Source organism: Serratia sp. CY81684 (assembly GCF_052166595.1).
Lineage (GTDB): Bacteria > Pseudomonadota > Gammaproteobacteria > Enterobacterales > Enterobacteriaceae > Serratia > Serratia nematodiphila.
The window spans coordinates 1,493,892-1,514,466 of record NZ_JBJNOO010000001.1 but is presented as its reverse complement, the minus strand read 5'-3'; the positions used below and the strand labels follow the sequence as shown (position 1 = coordinate 1,514,466).

General features: G+C 59.4%; 19 protein-coding genes. 5 read left to right on the top strand and 14 right to left on the bottom strand.

All coding sequences use genetic code 11. From position 1 onward, the window contains the following. The first annotated feature begins 52 nt into the window (after positions 1-52). Complete coding sequence (locus ACJ8QF_RS07490; protein ID WP_442537409.1) at positions 53-700, top strand: dihydrofolate reductase family protein; 648 nt, start codon at positions 53-55, stop codon at positions 698-700. 42 nt (positions 701-742) lie between these two features. Here the strand turns inward: ACJ8QF_RS07490 and ACJ8QF_RS07485 are convergent, their stop codons facing one another. Then, positions 743-2,359 (bottom strand): serralysin family metalloprotease, encoded by a 1,617-nt coding sequence (locus tag ACJ8QF_RS07485; RefSeq protein ID WP_176326208.1) that lies wholly within the window; start codon positions 2,357-2,359, stop codon positions 743-745. Between the two features lie 411 nt (positions 2,360-2,770). Here ACJ8QF_RS07485 and ACJ8QF_RS07480 point away from each other — a divergent pair, with 411 nt between their 5' ends. Then, complete coding sequence (locus ACJ8QF_RS07480; RefSeq protein WP_280631626.1) at positions 2,771-3,124, top strand: AprI/Inh family metalloprotease inhibitor; 354 nt, start codon at positions 2,771-2,773, stop codon at positions 3,122-3,124. 4 nt (positions 3,125-3,128) lie between these two features. On the opposite strand, the gene ACJ8QF_RS07475 is transcribed toward ACJ8QF_RS07480, so the two are convergent. Continuing rightward, positions 3,129-3,650, bottom strand: coding sequence for a chromate transporter (locus ACJ8QF_RS07475; RefSeq protein ID WP_280631627.1), 522 nt, complete (start codon positions 3,648-3,650; stop codon positions 3,129-3,131). After that, complete coding sequence (locus tag ACJ8QF_RS07470) at positions 3,647-4,213, bottom strand: chromate transporter (protein ID WP_015377810.1); 567 nt, start codon at positions 4,211-4,213, stop codon at positions 3,647-3,649. Before ACJ8QF_RS07470 ends, ACJ8QF_RS07475 begins: the two co-directional genes overlap by 4 nt. Before the next feature lie 103 nt (positions 4,214-4,316). On the opposite strand from ACJ8QF_RS07470, the gene ACJ8QF_RS07465 reads away from it, so the two are divergent. Further along, positions 4,317-5,228: a LysR family transcriptional regulator gene (locus ACJ8QF_RS07465; protein ID WP_280631628.1), complete on the top strand. Its 912-nt coding sequence runs from the start codon at positions 4,317-4,319 to the stop codon at positions 5,226-5,228. Between the two features lie 291 nt (positions 5,229-5,519). Beyond that, positions 5,520-6,689, top strand: coding sequence for a cupin domain-containing protein (locus ACJ8QF_RS07460; RefSeq protein WP_131164235.1), 1,170 nt, complete (start codon positions 5,520-5,522; stop codon positions 6,687-6,689). Positions 6,690-6,731: 42 nt separating this feature from the next. Here ACJ8QF_RS07460 and ACJ8QF_RS07455 read toward each other — a convergent pair whose 3' ends face one another. Next, positions 6,732-7,652 (bottom strand): alpha/beta hydrolase, encoded by a 921-nt coding sequence (locus tag ACJ8QF_RS07455; protein ID WP_131164236.1) that lies wholly within the window; start codon positions 7,650-7,652, stop codon positions 6,732-6,734. 150 nt (positions 7,653-7,802) lie between these two features. Between ACJ8QF_RS07455 and ACJ8QF_RS07450 the strand changes: the two genes are divergently transcribed. Next, a complete protein-coding gene (locus ACJ8QF_RS07450) occupies positions 7,803-8,714 on the top strand; it encodes a LysR family transcriptional regulator (protein ID WP_004940760.1) in 912 nt (303 codons plus the stop codon). Between the two features lie 21 nt (positions 8,715-8,735). On the opposite strand, the gene ACJ8QF_RS07445 is transcribed toward ACJ8QF_RS07450, so the two are convergent. From ACJ8QF_RS07445 to ACJ8QF_RS07400, 10 genes are all read right to left on the bottom strand, one after another. Further along, complete coding sequence (locus ACJ8QF_RS07445) at positions 8,736-10,040, bottom strand: c-type cytochrome (protein WP_280631629.1); 1,305 nt, start codon at positions 10,038-10,040, stop codon at positions 8,736-8,738. 11 nt (positions 10,041-10,051) lie between these two features. After that, on the bottom strand, positions 10,052-10,510 hold the full coding sequence (locus tag ACJ8QF_RS07440) for a (2Fe-2S)-binding protein (protein ID WP_004940763.1): 459 nt from the start codon (positions 10,508-10,510) through the stop codon (positions 10,052-10,054). Next, entirely contained in the window at positions 10,510-12,732 is a 2,223-nt protein-coding gene (locus ACJ8QF_RS07435) for a xanthine dehydrogenase family protein molybdopterin-binding subunit (RefSeq protein WP_154870446.1), read from the bottom strand. The genes ACJ8QF_RS07440 and ACJ8QF_RS07435 overlap by 1 nt, the downstream gene beginning before the upstream one ends. Positions 12,733-12,933: 201 nt before the next feature. Then, positions 12,934-13,758, bottom strand: coding sequence for a M55 family metallopeptidase (locus ACJ8QF_RS07430; RefSeq protein ID WP_004940768.1), 825 nt, complete (start codon positions 13,756-13,758; stop codon positions 12,934-12,936). Between the two features lie 16 nt (positions 13,759-13,774). Continuing rightward, positions 13,775-14,830 carry a P1 family peptidase gene (locus ACJ8QF_RS07425; protein WP_004940769.1) on the bottom strand — a complete coding sequence of 352 codons (1,056 nt, stop codon included), beginning with the start codon at positions 14,828-14,830 and terminating at the stop codon, positions 13,775-13,777. Positions 14,831-15,000: 170 nt separating this feature from the next. Beyond that, positions 15,001-17,100 (bottom strand): peptidase domain-containing ABC transporter, encoded by a 2,100-nt coding sequence (locus ACJ8QF_RS07420; protein WP_265261550.1) that lies wholly within the window; start codon positions 17,098-17,100, stop codon positions 15,001-15,003. Continuing rightward, positions 17,093-18,367, bottom strand: coding sequence for an HlyD family secretion protein (locus ACJ8QF_RS07415; protein ID WP_442537408.1), 1,275 nt, complete (start codon positions 18,365-18,367; stop codon positions 17,093-17,095). The genes ACJ8QF_RS07420 and ACJ8QF_RS07415 overlap by 8 nt, the downstream gene beginning before the upstream one ends. A gap of 100 nt (positions 18,368-18,467) precedes the next feature. Beyond that, positions 18,468-19,745 (bottom strand): TcdA/TcdB catalytic glycosyltransferase domain-containing protein, encoded by a 1,278-nt coding sequence (locus ACJ8QF_RS07410; protein ID WP_442537407.1) that lies wholly within the window; start codon positions 19,743-19,745, stop codon positions 18,468-18,470. Between the two features lie 59 nt (positions 19,746-19,804). Then, the gene (locus ACJ8QF_RS07405) at positions 19,805-20,071 is read right to left on the bottom strand and encodes a hypothetical protein (RefSeq protein WP_033645898.1); all 267 of its coding nucleotides are present in this window, start codon (positions 20,069-20,071) and stop codon (positions 19,805-19,807) included. 56 nt (positions 20,072-20,127) lie between these two features. Further along, positions 20,128-20,418, bottom strand: a complete 291-nt coding sequence (locus ACJ8QF_RS07400) for a hypothetical protein (RefSeq protein WP_160312411.1) — start codon at positions 20,416-20,418, stop codon at positions 20,128-20,130. Positions 20,419-20,575 lie beyond the last annotated feature (157 nt).

Here is a 20,575-nt window from a genome sequence, read left to right as displayed (position 1 = left end):
CTGCCGCACGGCGGCTAAACTTTCAGCTGGCACTCAACTGCAGGAGACAGCCATGCGACAGATTATTGCCAGCGCCTTCATCAGCCTCGACGGCGTGATACAGGCGCCGGGCGGGCAGGACGAAGACCGCAGCGGCGGCTTTCGCTTCGGCGGCTGGACCGCCCCCTACTGGGATGACGCCGTCGCGGAAACGATGAGCGATCTTTTCTCAGCGCCATTCGATCTGCTGCTCGGGCGGCGCACCTACGATATCTTCGCCGGCTACTGGCCGCAGATCACCGACGAGGCCGACCCGTTTTCCGCCGATATCGCCCGCGTGTTCAATCAGGCCACCAAGTACGTCGCCACCCACCACGGCGAGACGCTGGCGTGGGAGAACAGCCAGTGGCTAGGGCGGGACATCATCGCCCGGCTGCGCGAGCTGAAGCGCGCTCAGGGGCCGGTGCTGCTGGTGCAGGGCAGCAGCACGCTGATGCAACAGCTGCTGGCCAACGATCTGGTGGACGAACTGCGCCTGCTTACCTACCCGGTGCTGCTCGGCGCAGGCAAGCGGCTGTTCGATGAAAACGCCGCGCCGGCGGCCTTTACGCTGGCCCAATCGGTGGTCTCGCCCGGCGGCGTGATCGTGGCCCACTACCGCCGCGCCGGCGAAGTGGCCACCGGCGACTTCACGGTGGAAAGCGCAGCGGCCCAGTCGTAAAAAAAGGGCCGTTCGGCCCTTTTCTCTTTTCCTTCCTCGCCCTCAGGCAAACAGAATATCGCTCTGCTCCACCTGCCCGACCACGTGGATCTTGAAGTCGGCGGCGTAGCTGTTGCTCTGGGTGTTCATCAACAGATCGGTGGTGCCGTTGAAGGCGTCGAAGTTGAGCTGGATCTCGCCTTTCTGGCCGCTGAAGGCGCTGCCGCTGTCGATAAAGCGCAGCTCGCTCAGGCTGTTGTTGAAGCGCAGGCCGGAGAGATCGATCTTGTCGATGCCGTGCTCGAAGTCTTCAATCACGTCGAACGCCGCCAACGTCGACTCTTTGGCGTTGAGATAGACGAAATAGTCGGTGAAGTTATTAGCGTCTTTGCCGCCCCACAGATGATCCGCCCCCAGACCGCCGTACAGGATATCGGAGCCGGCGTTGCCCGCCAGCAGGTTGTCCTGATCGTTGCCGATGATCACATCGCGCCCGCTGCCGCCGATGGCGTTCTCGATGATCGCCCCGCGCGCGATGGCGACGTTCTGCGTGCCGCCGCCGACGCTGGAGAACGCGCCGTCGTTCAGGTTGATCATCTGCTGCTGGCTGTAGCCGGAGAAGTCCAGCGTGTCGTTGCCGCCGGCGTCCCACACCGCGAAGTTGACCGGTTTGCCGTTGTCCGCCGTGGCGGTCAGGAAATCGCGCCCGGTGTTGGAGTTGAAGCCGTACACCGTGTCGCCGGTGCGGGTGCTCATGTTGGCGCCGTACAATTTTTGGATCGCGGCGATGTCATCCACCATCGGGCCATAGCCGTACACCCCTTTGGTGTCGGCGCCGGTGTAACCGGCGTTGAAATAGCTCATGATCGAGTATTGCAACGAATCCTGATAATAGGCGGCATCGTTCTGGTAGCTCGGGTTGCCCAGCGACGCGTCATAAGATCCCGGGTGCGCCAGCCCCAGAGCATGCCCCAGCTCGTGGGTGAAGGTCTGGCTGCTGAAGTCGCCGCTAACCGGCGCCTTATGGGTGGCGAAGTTTTTGTTGAACCACACCGTGCCGGCGAAGGCGTTATCGCTGCCCGCTTTGGAACTCGGCGGGTAATAGGCGTACGCGTTGATGGCATTCGGGCCGCTGCCGGCGGCGGTGCTGCCGTCGGCGCGCTGGGTGAAGTACGCGAAGGTGATGTCCGCACGGTGGTTGATATCGGTGGACGCCGCCTCGGTAAAGGTCACGTTCGCCACGTCGGCCCAGGCCTGCATCGATTTCAGCGCCTGAGCCTGCGCCGCCTGAGTCAGCGGCTGCAGCCCCTTGTCACCGTCGCCGGTCTGGCCGATGCGGTTCAGCGCGCTCTGCGTCAGGAAGGAATAGGTCAGCGCCACCGGCTGGTGATACACCTGATCGCCGTTGTGCGTCAGGCCCGGCCGCGTCAGCTGATCGGCGGCGCGATCGAAGCTGAAGTTATCGCGGATTTTACCCAGGTTGTTGATGGCTGCCCCGCCGCGCTGGTTGCTGTACAGGTTAGCGTTGTCCAGCGTGAACAGCGCGCCGTAGCCCAATCCGTCATAGGGGCTGCCGGGCTGGTGATAGTAAAACTGATAGTTGTGATCGTTGGGGGATGTGGCGGCCAGGCTGGTGAACTCATCGTCATCTTGCAAAATGTCGTTGTGGCGACTGCTCATTGCATTCTCCTTTTACACAGTAGAAATCCACTCGCTTTGTAAGACTATTCATCAGTCGTTCTAATCTAAGCCAAGGTTTAGGATTGACCAGTATAGTAATTAACCCCGACGGCGCGAGCCCACGTCGCCGCGCATCACCGCGCCGGGCGTTAAGGAGGAAATAATCATAACGATTTGTATTAGCGCAGTATTAATGAGAAAGATAAGCGTATCGGCGGGCTAATGACTCGTCTTTTTTGGCATGTTATCGCCGGTTAGATCAGAATTATCGAGGATTAAAAAACCTAATCCTTGCCTCATCATCCTGCCGGGAACGTGCTAAGGTGTGAACGGACAGCCGAAAGGAGTGACCCGATGCCAACCCATTTCCTTATGCGCGCCTTGCGCCGCGCCAGCCTGACAGGAGTCGTTATGAGCGTATTGTGCAGCAGTGCCCTGGGCAGTTCACTGCCGTTGCTGGAACCCGCCGCGCTGAAGGGCGACTGGCAGCTCGCCGCCATCGGCGACGGTAAAACCGTCTGCGAGGTGCAGCTGAGCGACGAAGCGGTAGCCAATACCAACGCCTTCCGCTTCAGCGCCTCAGCCGAATGCCTGCAGCCGCTGGCGCTGCACGCGCTGCCGGTCGCCTGGCGGCCGACGCCGGACGGCATGACGCTGACCGACGCCGAAGGGAGCATGGTGGCGTTTCTGGCCCTGGCCGCGCCGAAGCGCTATGAGCTGATCGACCGCAACGGCCCTTCGCGCTTTGTGCTGATCCCGCGCTAATCCTTCAGGCGAACAGCAAGCCAAGCAGCGCGCCACCGGCCAGCACCCACAGCGGATGGAGGCGCTTGCTCATGCTCAAGCCCGTCGCCAGCGCCACGATCGCCGTCAGCCGCCAATTGGGCGCGGAAGCCTCGGCGATCAAAAGGCCGCTGGCCACCACCAGCCCCACGGTCAGCGGCACCAGCCCGGCCTGCACGATGCGGCGCCACGGGCGATCCTTAAAGCGCCGCCAGGCCCCCATCACCAATAGCGTAACGATGGAAGACGGCCCGAACTTGGCGACCGAAGACACCAGCAGCCCCGCCCAACCGGCGACGTGCCAACCGACCAGCGGCACGATCATCATGTTCGGCCCCGGCGCGGCCTGCGCCATGGCGAACAGCGCGCTGAACTCCTGGGCGCTCATCCACTGATGCACTTCCACCACCTGCCGCTGCATCTCCGGCAGAATGGTCATGCCGCCGCCGAACGCCAGCAGAGAGAGCTCGGTAAAGATCAGCGCCAACGCCATCAACACCCCGCTCATGACGGCCACCGCCACATCAGCAGAATGCTCAGCGGTGCCAGCACCAGCATGGTCGGCAGCAGCGGCAGGCGCAGCCAGGCAATGGCGATCAATGCCAGCGCCACAATCGCCAGCGCCGCCCACTTGCCGCGCAGCGGCAGCAGCATCTTAATCCCGGTAGAGAGCAGCAACCCGGCGGCGGCGGCGGCCAGACCGGCGAACACATGCTGCACATGAGGATCGTTTTGGAAGCGGGCGTACACCACGCCCAGCCCCACCACAATCGCCGTCGGCGCACTGATGAGACCCAGCAAGGCGCACAGCGCGCCGCGCAGCCCGCGAAACTCCATGCCCACCGCCACCGACAGGTTGATCACGTTGCCGCCGGGCAGGAACTGACACAGCCCGAGCAGCTCGGTGAATTGTTCGCCGCTCAGCCAGCGACGGCGCTCCACCAACATGCTGCGCGCCATCGGCAGCACGCCGCCGAAGCCGATCAACCCCAGCCACAGAAAGCCCAAAAACAGCGCCGCGTTGCCCGGCGCTGCCGCCGGGTGCGGTTTTATCGTATTGATATCTGACATGACATTGCCGTTCCACATCGCTTGTTTTGATGTCTGGTATCATGCGCGCCGCCGTGCCATGATGTCTAATGCATTCCGGAACAACGAAAGATACCTTTGAGGTATGGTTATGATTGAACTGCGTCGCCTGCGGGCGTTCGTCACCGTGGTGGAAGAAGGCAACATCACCCGCGCCGCCGAGCGGCTGTTTATCCAGCAGCCGCCGCTGACCCGCCTGTTGCAGGGGTTGGAAGACGAATTGGGCGTGAAGTTGTTACAACGATTGCCGCGCGGCGTGCGCGTCACCGAAGCGGGCGGTGTGCTGTTCGAAGAAGCCCGCGCCCTGCTGGCGCGCGCCGAACGCCTGCGGGAAGCGGTGCAGCGCGCCGCCCGCGGCGAGCAGGGCCACATCGCTATCGGTTTCACCAGTTCCGCCGCGCTGCACCCGTTCGTGCCCAACCTGCTGCGCCGCTACCGCGACATCCTGCCGGGCATCACGACTCAGTTGGAAGAAGCCGGCAGCGGCGAACTGATGGAGGCGTTGCTGGAACAGCGCCTCGACGCCGCCTTCGTGCGCTCGCCGGCCAACGGCATTCCCGGCCTGAGCGTCGAGCCGGTGCTCAGCGAGCCGATGATCGTCGCCCTGCCGCTGGGCCATCGGCTGGCGCAAGAAACGCAGCAGCCGCTGCCGTTGGCCGAACTGGCCCACGAGGCGTTTATTCTCTATCGCCGCCCGGCCGGCCAGGGGCTGTACGACGCCATTCTGGCCGCCTGCCACCGTGCCGGCTTCAGCCCGCGCATCGTGCAGGAAGCGCCGCGCCTGCCGGCCACCCTCAGCCTGGTCGGCGCCGGATTGGGGGTGTCCATCGTGCCCGGTTCCATGCGGCGGCTGGGCGGCGACGGTATCGTCTACCGCACTCTCGCCGAAGAAGCGCAGCTCAGCGCCCCGCTTTACCTGGCGCTGCGGCGCAGTCCGGCCTCGCCGATCGTCGAGCGCTTTCGGCAACTGGTGTTGGAGACCGTGGGGCAGTCATAAAAATAGCCCGAACGGCCAATAAAAAATGACGTTCGTTTATTATTTATTTAAATTAGCCGGCGACTAAAATTAATTCCATCCAATGACTATTCAACTTCCGTTTAATTAATTAAACCTGCACTCACTTAGTAACAAACGCAAACAAATAAGCGCCTACCTAATAAACGCCAGCCGCTAGGATTTAAGGGTCACAGCAAAATCCCGCCGATGACAAAAACCATTTCAATGGCGATCGCGCCTTCCCTGTCGCCTGCCTCTGCAGGCGCACGGTTTTATATTGGAGAAAATGCTATGCTATCGCGTCGTGATATATTGAAAGTCTCCGCCGTCAGTGCGGCCGCCGCCGGCATGATCGGCGGCATCGCCAAAAATGCCGCTGCCGACGACCATCGCAATATCGTGCCCCCCAGCAGCTACCAGCCACCTGCCGATGCCCAGCATCTCTATAAATACAAATTCACCGACAGCAAAAAACGCAGCCTGCCCAGCGGCTGGGCGCGCGAAGCCACCGTCGAGCAGTTTCCGATCTCCGAGGGCGTGGCCGGCGTCGACATGACGCTGGAGCCGGGCGGCGTGCGCGAACTGCACTGGCATGCCATCGCCGCCGAATGGGCGTTTATGCTGGAGGGCCATGCGCGCATCACCATTCTCGATCCCGAGGGCAAATGCGAAGTGGCGGATTTCGGGCCCGGCGACGTCTGGTATTTCCCAAAAGGTTACGGCCATTCCATTCAGGCGTTGGCGGATGGCGCGCATTTTATTTTGGCGTTCGATAACGGCCATTTCTCCGAATTCGGCACCTTCAGCATCACCGATTGGGTGGCGCATATGCCGAAAGAGGTATTGGAAAAAAGCGTCAACATGCCGGCGGCGGTATTTTCCAAGGCCAAACAGGGTGAAGCTTATATTGTCGGCGGCGCCGTTCCGCCCACATTGCCATTGCCGAAAAACGACGGCGGATTAAATAATGCCCCGCTGACCCACCGTTATGAATTAATGAAGCAAAAGCCGTTCTTTGAAAATGACGCCGGCAGCGTCCATTTGGTGTCGTCGAAAGAATTCCCCATCTCCACCACCATGACCGGCATCATCGAGATCGTGAAACCCGGCGCGATCCGGGAATTGCACTGGCACCCCAATGCCAACGAATGGCAATACTATATTTCCGGCAAAGGCCGAATGACGGTGTTCAGCTCGCACGGCCACGCGCAGACGGAAGAGTACGCCCCTTCGGACGTCGGTTACGTGCCGCAGGGCTTCGGCCATTACATCGAGAATATCGGCGATGAGGATTTGAAGGTCTTGATCGTGATGGACAACGGCATTTATCAGGATATTTCGTTGTCCGACTGGCTGGCGAAAACCCCGGCCTACCTGCTGGCGGATAACTTCAACAATCAGGTTGAGGACTGGCGGGATCGGCCGAAAGACAAACGGGTGATGTCGCGGCGCAGCCGCTGACGCCACGGCGAGGGAGAAACTCCCTCGCCTCCGGCCCGCCGCTTACAGCGTCGCTTTAAAGAACGGTACCAGCTTCTCCAGCGCCTGAGCTACCGGCTCCGGTTTGTCGTAGAGATCGTAATGTGACCAGCCTTCTACCACCACCAGCTCTTTGTGCTGCGACTTGGCGCGGCGCACAATCTCATAGCCGTCGCGCAGCGCGCCGAACAGGCCGGGTTTGCTGCCGACAATCACCAACAGCGGCTGGGTCAGCAGCACTTCCGCCAGGTGGAACGCGTCCCAGCCCACGGCTACCGCGTTATGGGAATACAGCGTTTTGTTTACGCCGTTCGGCTTCTCGCCGCGCGCCGTACGGTAGTATTCCGTCGCCTCGCGCAGATCGATATCGGCACCGTCTTGTTGCGCCGCCTCAACGCTCGGGTACAGGCCCACATCCACACGCAACGCCGCGCCGCGCGCCTCTGCGGTGCGCTGCCGGGCAATATCCTCCAGGAAAGCCACAGGATCGCCATTGGCCAACACGCCCTCGCGCATCACCCGGCCATAGTTGGCACCGGTAATGGTCGCCACCGCTTTGATGCGCCGCTCGGTCATCGAAGCATTGATGGCGTAACCGCCGCCGCCGCAGATGCCGAGCACGCCGATACGCTGGTCGTCAACGTAGTCCAGCGTCACCAGATAATCGGTCACGACGCGAAAATCTTCCACGCGCTGAGCGGGATCTTCGATAAAGCGCGGTTCGCCGCCGCTCTCGCCCTGGAAGCTGGCGTCGAACGCGATGACCACAAAGCCGGCTTTCGCCAGCGCCACCCCATAGACAGTGCCCGAGGTCTGCTCTTTACAGCTGCCAATTGGATGGGCGCTGATGATCGCCGGGTACTTTTTCCGCTCGTCGAAATCCGGCGGGAAGTGGATATCCGCCGCGATGTCCCAATACTGACGTTTGATTTTGACCGTTTTCATCATGAGTTCCTCACAGGGTTGCTGGCTCGGGAAACGCGCTCGGCATCGCTTCCGCTGGGATAACGCTCACTTTATACGCCGTATTGTTCTTTGATAAGCCCAGAGAATGGACTACAGTGTTAAGCTGTAATTTACAATGCGGGCATCTCGATGGATCCTTCCCTGCTTCCTTCACTGGCGTGGTTCGCGCATATCGCGCAGCACCGCAGCTTTACCAAAGCGGCGGCCCAAATGGGCGTTTCCCGCGCCGCGCTGTCGCAAAACCTGAAGGCGTTGGAAAAACAGCTGAACGTCAAGCTGCTCTACCGCACCACCCGCGATATGTCGCTCACCGAGGAAGGGCAACGCCTGCTGGAAGCCCTGACGCCCGCCCTCAGCACGATCGAGCACGCCGTCGGCACGTTGGAAGAGAGCCGCCATGAACCGGCGGGGCTGCTGCGGATAAACACTTCGCGCACGGCCGCCAAGCACTTTATCGAACCGCATATCGGCGAATTCCTGATGCGCTACCCCAGGCTGAAGCTTGAACTGGTGATGGACGACGGCATGGCCAGCATCATTTCCGAAGGTTACGACGCCGGCATTCGGCTGGGTGAAAGCCTCGCCGAGCATATGGTGGCGATCCCCATCACGCCACAGGTGGCGCTGGCGGCGGTGGCCACGCCGCAGTACCTCAGCCGTTACGGCACGCCCGCCACGCCGGCGGATCTGGTCAACCACAACTGCATCGCTTTTCGCCACGCAACCAGCGGCGCCATTTATCAATGGGAGTTTTCCACCGTCGAGCGGCACGCGCGCCATACCTTTTCCGTCGAACCGAAAGGCAGCGTGATCACCAACGACGACGACGGCATGATCCGCGCCGCATTACAGCACGTCGGCATTATTCAGCACTTTGATTTCGCCGTGAAAGCGATGGTGGAACGCGGTGAGTTAGTGCGGATACTGCAGGCCTGGTCGCAGCCCTTCCCCGGCTTCTATCTGTACATTCCCTCCCGTGAGCACATGTCTTCCAAGGTCAGGGCGCTGCTGGACTTTCTGGTCGAGAAGCGCGCAGGCTAATCCGGCCCGCGCGCCTTTTCGCTACTGCTTACGCTGCTCCGCCACCTGTTTGGCGGTGACTTTGCCCTGCTTGTCGCCGAAATGGCCGACCACGAAGTTGGCGACCGCCGCCACTTCCTCGTCGGAATAGGCGCTGCCGAACGCCGGCATCATCTCATGCCGCTCGCCGACGCTGATGCTCGTCCCCTTCAGGATGGCCTGCACCACGCTGCGCCCCTGCGGATCGTTCACCGCCGTGCTGCCGACCAGCGATGCGTACTCGCTCTGGCGGCCCGGCCCGTTCCACTGGTGGCAACCGCTGCAGTCGTTGGCGAACACCCGGCGCCCAAGCGAACTGTCTTGCCCGCCCGGCAGGATCGGCGTGGAAGCCCCCGCGCCCTTCGGCTGCAGGTTCACCGCCGCCGCGCCGTCGCCGGCGATAGGCTCGATGTCGCGCAGGTATTTCACCAGCGCCAGATTATCTTCCGGCGTCAGGAACTGCAGGCTGTTTTCCACCGCCTCCGCCATCGGGCCGGCGGCGCTGCTGCGCCCCGGCGCATGGCCGGTAGCCAGATATTGCGACAGCTGCTGGTCGCTCCAACCGCCGATGCCGGTCTGTTTGTCCGGCGTGATGTTGGCAGCGAACCAGCCCTGCACCACTTCACCGCTCAGGTGCTTGCTCTGGTTAAGACCAAACCCCAGATTGCGCGGCGTGTGGCACTCGCCGCAGTGGCCCAGCGCCGTCGCCAGATAGGCGCCACGATTCCACTGTTCGTCCTTGTTGAGATCCGGCGTAAAACGCTGCTCGTTAAAGAACGCCAGGTTCCAGAATTTCATGCCCCAACGCTGGTTGAACGGGAACGACAGATCGTTTTGCGGGTTGGCCTGTTTCACCGGCGGCAGGCTGAACAGATAATCCTTGATCGCCAGCACGTCGTCGCGGCTCAGCCCGGTGTACGAGGTATAAGGCATCGCCGGATACAGGTTGCCCTGCGGGCCGATGCCCTCACGCACCGCGCGCACAAACTGATCGTCGCTCCAGTTGCCGATGCCGGTCTCCTTGTCGGCGGTAATATTGGTGCCGTAAATGGTGCCGAACGGCAATTTGAAGGCGAAGCCACCCGCATAAGGCGCGCCGCCCGGCGCGGTATGGCACGCCACACAGTCGGCGGCGCGCGCCAGGTACTCGCCGCGCGCCAGTTTGTCGGTCATGCCGGCCGGCGCCCCGGCGATCGGCGCCGCCGGCTCAGCGCCGGTGGGCCGCAGCAGCGTGTACAGCGCGTATCCTCCCGCCAACACCACCACGGCGATAATCAGCCATAACAGCCCTTTCAAGGCATTGCTCATCGCATCTCTCCCTAACCCAACGCCTTGGCGGCCTGGTGGATGGCGGCGCGAATGCGCACATAGGTGGCGCAGCGGCAGACGTTGCCGCCCATCGCCGCGTCAATGTCCGCATCGCTCGGATCCTTGCTTTGCGCCAGCAGCGCGCTGGCGCTCATGATCTGGCCGGACTGGCAGTAACCGCACTGCACCACGTCCAGATCAAGCCAGGCTTCCTGCACCGCCTTGCCTTCCGGCGTGGCGCCCACGGCTTCGATGGTGGTGATTTTCTTGCCGACGGCGGCGGAGACCGGCGTCATGCACGAACGCACCGGCACGCCGTCCAGATGCACGGTACAGGCGCCGCACATGGCGATGCCGCAGCCGAACTTGGTGCCGGTCAGGCCGGCTTCGTCACGCAGAAACCACAGCAGCGGCATGTGCGGATCGCCCTCAAAGGTCAGCGGCTGATCGTTTACGGTTAAATGAATCATCAGGTTCTCTCCTTGTCAGACGCCGGATTCGCAGTGGGATTATGCAGCGGCAGGCTCAGCGAGGTGCGCGGCCGCCCAAGCAGCGCCAGCGCATTGCCGACCGCCGGGGCGATGGTCGGCACCCCCAGCTCGCCCACGCCGGTCGGTTTCTCGGTCGAGGGCACGATGATCACCTCGATCTCCGGCATCTCATCGATGCGCAGCGGGCGGAAGTTATTGAAATTAGACTGTTCGACCACGCCGTCTTTCAGCGTGATATTGCCGTATAGCGCCATGCTGAGGCCGTAACCGATGCCGCCCTCGATCTGCGCGCGGATCACGTCGGGGTTCACCGCCACGCCGCAATCCACCGCACACCACACTTTATGCACTTTCGGGATACCGCCTTCGCCGATCGACACCTCGGCCACCTGCGCCACATAGGTATCGAACGCCTTGGCGACGCCCACGCCGCGCGCGCGCCCGTCCACCACCTTGGCGCCCTGCCAGCCGGCGGCTTTGGCCACCGCCCGCAGCACGCCCGCCGCGCGCGGCGCATCGCCCATCAGCGCCAGCCGCCCTTCGACCGGATCCTGCCCGGTTTCCTGCAACAGCTGATCGATAAAGCTCTCCACCGCGTGGCCGGTGTGGGTGCTGGCGACCGACCGCAGCGAGGTGGTCGGCACCTTGCCGGGCACGATGTGCGCATCGCAGCGGAAGGCTTCGAAGGTGTATGACACCTCGCTGGCGCCCTCGACCATCATTTGATCGAGCCCGTTGACCACCAGCGCATCCATCGCGCTGTGGCGCGTCCAGGAGTGGCCGACCACGGTATCGGTCCAGCCCACCACCTTGCCGCCGCGAATGGCGCCGCGCAGGCGGTGCAGGATCATCGGGCGATACCAGCCGTTGCGGATGTCGTCCTCGCGCGTCCATACCACCTTCACGCCGTGGCCGGGGCCGATGCCCTTGGCCGCCGCCGCCATGTCGGCCGCCAGATCCGGCCCCAGCGTCGGGTTGCCTAAATCGATGCGCCGGCCGAAGCTGCCGCCCGCCAGAATGGTTTCAATCTGCACCTTCTCCGGCGGCAGCTCGAACAGATCGCACAGCTGCTTATGGTCAAGCGTCTGGATTTGGCAGCCGTAGCGCGCCTTAACGCTCTCGCCGTCCCAGAACAGATAGCCATCCAGCGGCTCCATCGGCGCGTGGGCGACGTACGGGAAGGTGTATTCAGCCTCGATCACCTTGTCGGCCTTATCGAACACCTCGTCCGGCTTGCCGTGGCTCTTCGCCACCACGCCGGTTTTCTGCGCCACCTGGCGGAACTCGGCGTAGATTTCCTCGGTGTTGCGCCGTTCGGCCTGCGCATCGTCCCAGGTGACCCTCAGCCGTTCCCGCCCCTGGATCGCCGCCCAGGTGTTTTTGGCGTAAACCGCCACGCCGGTGGCAACCTGTTTCACCGCCACCACGCCCGGCACCGCCAGCGCCCGCTCGGCGTCGAAGGTCGCCACTTTGCCGCCGAAACGCGGCGGTTTCTTGATGGTGACGGTCAGCATGTCCGGCTCGTGGATATCCTGCGAGAACTGCGCGCTGCCGTTGGTTTTCGCCAGCGAATCGACGCGGTGCAAACCGCGCGTTTTGCCGATCAGGGTGAAATTGGCCGGATCCTTCAGCGTCAGGCTGGCGGGATCGGGCGGCGGCAGCGTGGCGGCCAGCGCGGCGAATTCGCCGAAGCCCGCTTCTCGCCCGCTGGCGGCATGGCGGATCTTGCCCGCCTGCACGGTGATTTCCTGCGCCGAGGTTTTCCAGCTCTGCGCGGCGGCCTGCACCAGCAGCGCGCGCGCCATGGCGCCCATGCGCCGCATTTGCTCATAGGCATTGGCCACCGAGCTGGAACCGCCGGTCCCCTGGAATCCGAAGGCCAGGTTTTTGTAGACGGCGGTATCCACCGGCGCGGCCACGACCCGCACCTGCGCCCAGTCGGCATCAAGCTCTTCGGCGACCAGCGTCGCCATGCCGGTATAGACCCCCTGGCCCACTTCGGTGTGTTTACTGATGACGGTGACGACGCCGTCGGCGCCGATCTGAACGAAGGCGTTGGCGTCTAACGCCGCCGTGCCGGAGGCGGCCGGGGCGTTCGAGCGCGCCAGCGCGCCGGTGGACGGCAGATAGGCGCCGATCACCAACGCCCCGGCGCCGACGATAAACCGCCGCCGCGAAAGCGGAACTTGGGATATGCTCATTGCTCATGACTCCAAAAAAACCGAAGGCGTCACTGCCTTCGGCGAAACAACTCTTGTTATGGGAATGGCTTGCCGCGCCGGTCAGGTGACATAGCGCAACAGAGCAATAATTAGCGTAGCCTATTATTCAGCAGGCCTAATCTTGATAAGGGATTTTCTGTTGGAGAATCGTGCGGTGCGGGCGGGAACCCGCACCGGGAGTCAGCTCTGCGTCGTCGCCAGAGAGGAGAAGACGCTGAGCAGGCGGATTTGCGCCGCCATGTTGTCGCTGTCGAAGGCCACGGTGAGCGCGTCCTGGCGCTGCACGCCGGGCACCAGGCTGAACAGATCCGCCAGCACCGGTTTGGCCGCCATCAGCGTCAGCCGGTAAGGTGGCATGAAGCGGCGCTCCACCGGCAGTCTGGCGCCCTGGCGCACCTGCTGCATCGCCCGCTCGCGGATCTCCGCCCGCGCCCGCTGAGGGCTGAGCGATTCGGCGGCGGTTTGCGAGATGGCGCGTTTCACGCAAACATAGCCAGATTGCGGATAACGTTCAGCGATCCAGCGTTGCAGCTCGTCGTCACCGCTCACCAGCCACAGCGGGACGTTCAACTCGGCCGCCGCCGCCGCATACAGATCGCTTTCGCCTACCACCTCGCCGTTCAGGCTGACGCGGTAAAAGGCCCGGCCATTGATGGTATGCGCCAGCACGCCGCGTTCGCCGGCGGCGCTGTGATAACCGATAAACATCAGGCCGTCGTAACGTTGATGCTGCAGCCCTTCCACCATCGATAGCCCGCGCGGTTTGCCCTGCACCAGGCGCGCCCGCGCATCGATGCGATCGGCGCGCAGGTTCTGCATCATCGCGTGGCTGTCGGCCACCGTCACCTCGGTGGCGCCGCCGGCAAAAGCGCCGTCGATGGCGGCGTTGACCTCCTGCTCCATCAGCTCGCGCGCCGCCGCATAGTCAGCATGGGCCGGGTTGCACTGCTCCGGCCGCATCACGCCGGCAATACCCTCAATATCCGCAGAGATAAAGACTTTCACATCACACTCCCGTTATTTAATTTTCCGCCAGCCGATCGAGCAGCGGGCCCAACGCCATACGGTCGTGCTGCTGGAAACCGCTGACGCCTTCCGCGCTCAGCAAGGCATCCAATACCGCGTATTCGGTGGCATCCGCGGCGGCCGCAAACAGCGGCTCCAGCCGCTCGTCCGGCAACGTCGCCCCCAGTAACCGGGTGGAAAACGCCAGCGCGATATCGCCGGAGCCGTGCCCCCAATGGCTGCCTACCCGCCCCAAACCGGCGCCCGCTCGACGGGCGATGCGGTTCAGCTGGCGGCTGTCCAGCGCCCGATCGCAGGCGATGATGATAATGACCGAACCGGCGTCCACCTGCGGCGGCGGATCCGCCAACAGTTTGCCCAGCGCCTGGCCAACGCGCACGCCGCTCAGCGTCAACGAGTCGAGGGTGCCGAAGTTGGCCAGCACCAGCACGCCAAGCGTGGTGCCAAGCCCTGGGCAATAGCGCGAGGCAGTGCCGATACCGCCCTTCAAGCCGAAGCTGCTCATGCCGCGCCCGGCGCCGACGCTGCCGCGCGCAAAGCGGGTGGAATGGTTATCCAACGCGCTGAAGACGTGCTCCTCACGCACCGCCATCGCCTGAATATCGTTGAGGTAGCCGTCGTTGCACTCCAGCACCAGGGGGTTAATGGTGGCGCTGCCGCGGCCGATCTGCGGGTAACGCAGACAGCTGCGCCGCACCATGGCGTTGAACAGCGTGCCGACCGCGAAGGTATTGCTCAGCAGGATCGGCGTTTGCAGCACCCCCAGCTCGTTCAGCTGCACCAGCCCCAGCGGCTTGGCGAAGCCGTTGAGCACCGCGCTGCCGCACGGCAACGGCTGGTTAAACAGATCGCCCGGTGGCACGATGGCGGTAACGCCGGTCTGGCATTCGCCGTCGGCCAGCGTGTGATGCCCGACGCTGACGCCCGGCACGTCGCACAGGGTGTCGGTCGGACCGGCCGGATAGCGCGCGCCCGGCAGACGGCGATGGCGCCGCCAATAGCTCAGCAGATTGTCGAGGCTTTGTTGTTCAAACGCCTGGCTGTCTGTCATGGTTCCCTCATCCGCCGTCAGCCCATCAGAAAACCAGAATATCGCGCAATGCGCCGCGCCGTAAATTGAAAGCCGAAGCGGACAGCAAAAATAGCCTTGCCCCATCGCCATTTATTGGGTTTTTAGGGGGAAACAGTGTAAATGGCCGGTGCCGCGGGTGATATCACCTCTTATCCCAAATGTATAACCCGATCTGCCGACGCAATGGTCGTTTCACGGTGGGCAATGATCAGCTTAGTGATATTGAGTCTCTTGATGGCCTGATTCACCACAGCTTCGCTCTCCTTATCCAGCGCGCTGGTGGCCTCATCCAGAAACAAAATAGCCGGTTTTTTGTAGATTGCCCGGGCTATGAATAGCCGTTGTTTTTGCCCGCCGGACAATCCTTCCCCCAACTCGCCAATCAGTGTTTCATATCCCATAGGCATGCGTAAAATCACGTCATGCAGATAGCTGGCACGGGCACAGGCTTGCATCCAGGCATCGTCCACCTCGTCCGCAAACCCGCAAATATTTTCCCGGATCGAGCCGGAGAACAGTTTGTCGTCCTGCATCACGCAGGCAATCATTTTGTGGTAGTTGTTGATGCCGAGCTGGCGGATATCGACACCGTTCACCTCAACCCGCCCTGAATCCGGGGTAAACAGTCCGCACAACACCTTCATCAACGTGGTTTTGCCGGCGCCGGACGGGCCCACGATGGCCACGCTTTCGCCCGGCACAACGCTGATGTCCAGGCCATCAAAGATAGCCGGTGACTGGCTGTCGTAACGATAGCTCAGGGCATGGGTCGTCAATCCCAAAGGTTGCAGCCCCGCCGTGTAAGGGTGATCGGGTTTACACGCCTCCCGCGGATGCAGGGCGATATCGGCAATGCGTTCGTTGTGCAGGCTCATCATGCGCAGCTGCAGCAAAAATTCCGTCAGCGACCCGATGCGGTCGGAGAACTGGCCCCGAAAGGCGCCGAACGCCACGAACATGCCGAGGGTCATCTGGTTATCGATCACCAGGCTGGTTCCCAGCCACAGAATGACGATCTGGTCGCACGCCGCTATGAAGGTGTTGATCCCGCCAAACAGCATGTCCATTCGGGTGACGCGGATACCCGTGTTGATGGTGTCGATTTCAAGATTGAGCCAGTGGGCGATGCGGCGTTCTGCCATACCCTGCATTTTGACGGTAGCGATACCGTACAGCGTTTCCATAAAATACGAGCCGGCCCGCGCCTCTCTCACCAGCGCCTCCTCGGACAGCTGACGGTAATATCCATAGGTCAGCAGCCGCATCAACACATAAAGCGCAGTGAAACTGAGCACTACCCAGGTCAGCCAGCCGCCATACAGCACCATCATCACCAAAACACCGATCACCATGATGCCGTCCATGATGGCGCCGACGATACTGGTGGTGAAAGTGCTGCGCAGCGTATCCAGTGAACCGAAGCGTGATTGAATGTCACCCAGCTTACGCCGTTCAAAGTAACCGAGTGGCAGGCGCAGCAGATGGGTGAACAACCCGGACTGCCACTGCACGTTGATAAGCGTCGCCATGACCAACCCTGACCATGCCCGCACCATGCCGATGGCAGCCCGCAACAAGATAAACAGCATCAATCCGGCGCAGATGAGCGACAGTAACCCGCGATCTCCGGCAGGAATGGCGTGATCCATCACCAGCTGCGTGCCGATGGGCATCACCAGGTTGATGGTTTCGAACACCAGAGACAGGCAAAAGATTTTGCCGAGCGCCCCCTTGAGGCCATGCACGCTGCCGATCAGCGTGCGAAGATGAATACGATGGCGGACGCTGTCGGCGGTGAATTCGCTGCCGGGCCAGGCCTCAAGCGCTACGCCGGTGAAACTGTGCGACAGTTCCGTCAGGCTAACGGCCCGGCGCCCACGCGCCGGATCGTGCAGCACCGCGCGGTGGCCTTTGACGCTGACCAGCACCACGAAATGGTTGAATTCCCAGTGCAGAATGCAGGGCAGTTTCAGCGCGTTGAGTTCGTCCAGCTCCAGAGACAGGGGACGGGTGCTCAACCCCAGTTGCTGGGCGATACCGGTCAGTCCAACCAGTGTGGCACCGCGGGATGACAGATTGAACTGCCGGCGCAGCGCGATCAGGTCGATGTTTTTGCCGTAGTAACCGCAGATCATCGCCAGACAGGCCAGCCCGCATTCCGACGACTCGGTCTGGTGCACCATCGGAACCCGATGGCGCAGCCGCAGATCCAGTTGGCTGACCCGCTGTTTGAATGTGCTCCTACTCATTGACCGGCCCCGTCGCACTGTGTTTCATGTCGTAGAACGGCGACAGCATCCATTGATACATCTTCCTTTTTTCCAGAAACAGAGTGCTTTGCGCTTTCATGCCGTTTTCCAGGCTCAGACGTTTACCATCGTAAGCAATGGATTGTTTTTCCGGGATAACGATCACTTTGTAGTAAGGCACGGCGGCGGTCAGCGCCGCTTTGGGCGCCCCCTGGTAGGTCAGCATTTCCTGCGGTGAGGCCGGGGCTTTGGAGATGACGGACACTGTGCCGGCGAACTGGCCGAACTTCTCCGCCGGAAAGGCGTCATAGCGCACATTGACCTTATCGCCGGCGGCAATGTAGGGGATGGCGTCGTTGGGCACCCACAGTACCAGGGCATAGCGATCGATGTTTTGCGGAATAATCTGCAGCAGACTGTCGCCAATGTTGACCATCTGGCCAACCGTGACGCTCAGCGAATCGATGCGGCCGCCGGCCAGCGCGCGAACGATAATATCGCCAGTGGCATCGATGTTTTGCCGCTCCTTTTGCAGCTCATAGCGCTGCAGCTCCATCTGGTAGATCTGGTTGTCGAATTCGGCAGCCTGGATATGGATCTGACTCTCCAGCGCGGTGATCTGCAACGCATTCTGTTCGTTCTGGCCGGACAGGCCCAGCAGGTTGTTCTGCTGCTGGTAATACAGTGCCACCTGATTGGTGAGCTGATCCTTATTGATCAGCCCCTGGGTCTGATAGTGCCGGTAGTTCTCCATGTTTTCCTTCATGATGCGTATCCCTTCCTGGGCGCGTTTGAGGATATCGGTGGAGCGGGTGAATGCCGCGGTGTATTGCGCCTTCTGTTGTTCCAGCATGATAAGCGTGGCCTGCTTGCTGCTTTCCAGTCGGTTAATGATTTGCGCAATGCGCGCCAGCTGGCCATCGATATCCCGGCGTTGGTTGTCGCTGAGCACACCGCTACGGGTACTCTTGCTGACGTCGATCTGGTAAATGGGGGCACCAACGGCAATGACCTGCCCTTCGGTGACGAATTGTTTGACCACTATCCCCTGGACGGCGGAATAGACATTGGCGGCCCGCGGATAAGTGCTGATCTCACCGGTCACGTTGACCCGCCGGGTATAGGTGCCGGCGATGGTAAAGGTGAGAAAAGCAATGAGGAAAAACAGGCAGAGCCCTGCCGTGAGCCAAAAGGGAATGCCGGGAAGGAGGAGCGCCCGGCCACGCCATTTCATTTTCTGATTATCGATCGCTTCCTGGCGAAACATGATCAGCGTCCCTTATTGATAGCTAACATTCAAATTCACAGGCTATTGTATTGACAATAAAACAAGCAGAAGGTCAGCTCTGCATTTCAAGCCACTCTTCTTATTTGCGCCACGTGGAATAGGCGCCATCAGGTGTATCTATGTTGTGCTGAAACAATGCAATTCCAAAGTCAGGGTTTTGCATATATTCCGCAATGCTGGATGGCTCAATCAGATATCCAATATTGAAGACCTCATAAGCCAACCCCAATAAAACCTCAACAATTAAACCCGGCCCAGTTAAGACCGGGGTCACACAATAGTCCCTTGTTATTAACTCGGTCCTCCATGGTAAGATTCTGGTCAGATAACACCTTGATCCATCATCAATATAACAGTTAAATATGCAATTGTTTTTTTCTAAAAAACGGTATCTTTTTTTCATTGTTCTAAGGATGATTCTTACCGCCTTGGATTTTTTGTGAGAGGACATGAAATTATTAAAATAAACACCTTTAAATCTTCTGAGTGATCCTAGCGCCAATAAATTTTTATGAACGTATGTTTCACCCAATGGCAATATCATATCCAGGGAAAACTCAGAGAGATCCAGTTCGATAAGCCTTTTTATTTTTTTAAATTCAACAGCATCTACGCCTAACTCATTTTCATCGCAGCTGAACACGGCTTCAGGCAGTGCCTCTTCTGAATTTATCTTTTTTAGAAGACATAGGGTCTTAAATAACAGAAGCGAGTCGTTCTCGACAACGCCCTCTTTTTCTATATGTTTATTTAGTTTATGATATATGTTATCAATGTATGGAAGCGTATCAACATCTATATAAGTGCCACCATGCAGATAGATAATTAAAAGTCTGGCAATATCACTTGCACTGGCAATGTTATTCCTTAGTATAATCTCATAATAATAATACTTCATAAAATCATCGAAACCATTGCAAAAAAGCTCCGCTATGCACTTTTTTATAAAACCTCTGTTGCCAAACCATGAGTCTTCAATCGCTTCTGGTGGTTTCTGATAAGGAATTTCATTTTTTATTAAGAATTCGATAACCAGCTCATCAAAAGAAAAACCTGCCTTTATTTTTGGGTATATATAATTAAAGGCGTGATTTTTTATTTTCAATTCAGCCTTAACTTTATTTTTAGTTTTTTTTGCGTTGACGAAATCGCGTATGGCATTGTTTAGTAAATGACACAGTGAAGCGTCTCTGTCATACCAAAAGAATATCTGCTTATCTTTATTTGTTTTTTTCCATATGTCGATATAATGAGTATTTACTTCATTTAAGTCACCAATCCATATAAAATGCAGAATACTTGGAACGGATGACTTTTCTGTCTTTGATAAATCGATACCCAATGCCTGATGGCTCATTTAAATCACCACGAAAATATAGTATGGGAAACTTGAATGATTCAATGCTGGATTATGGTTTAACTCAAAAAATAGACTAGCGCCATAGCGATAACACAAATAGAACAGAACCATAAATCACCGGAAAAATTTCTCAATGAGTCCAAATAGTCATTGCTGTTCTTATTTAGTTTGTTAATGGCATCGGTTTCGTTCTCAGCCTCTACTTCAACATGATGCTTTCTGAACCCCTTCCGCCTCATCTCCTTAATTATTTCTCGTGTAACCACTTCCTTTCTCAACACCCTTGACGCATCGCTCTTTATAAAAACAACATATTTATTCATCATATACCCCATAAAAGCACAGAATGTTACTTCTGTGCTGGGATTGCAACTGTTAATTAGCGTTTGGTTCCGAACTCTCTGGCCTCTCTCGGCCCAGTACCATTGCCGCCGTAACCATTTCCTGCAGCCATTGAATTACCATTCCCCCAAAACCCACTAGCGCCGGAACCGCTGCCATACGGGCTATTTTTTGACAAAAATGACTGAGGCCCACGATCGCCGCCGTTATTTCCACCACGGCCTGAAGAGCCAGCCCCTCCGTTATCAGACGATCTTTTTCCACTCCCATCGCGATCCTGCCATCCACCCGACACCGCATCGAATTGGCTACTTAAAATTTCCTTCATAAATACTCTCCTATGGGTTTACTGGTTTTACAGTCATTAAAAATAGCTGTAATGGCAAAAGTAAAACACACTAATAACAATCCATAACCATCCTGTATTTCATGAAAAAACCAATAAGAAAAGTGTGTTCTAAACATTGCAACCCATCATATTAAAA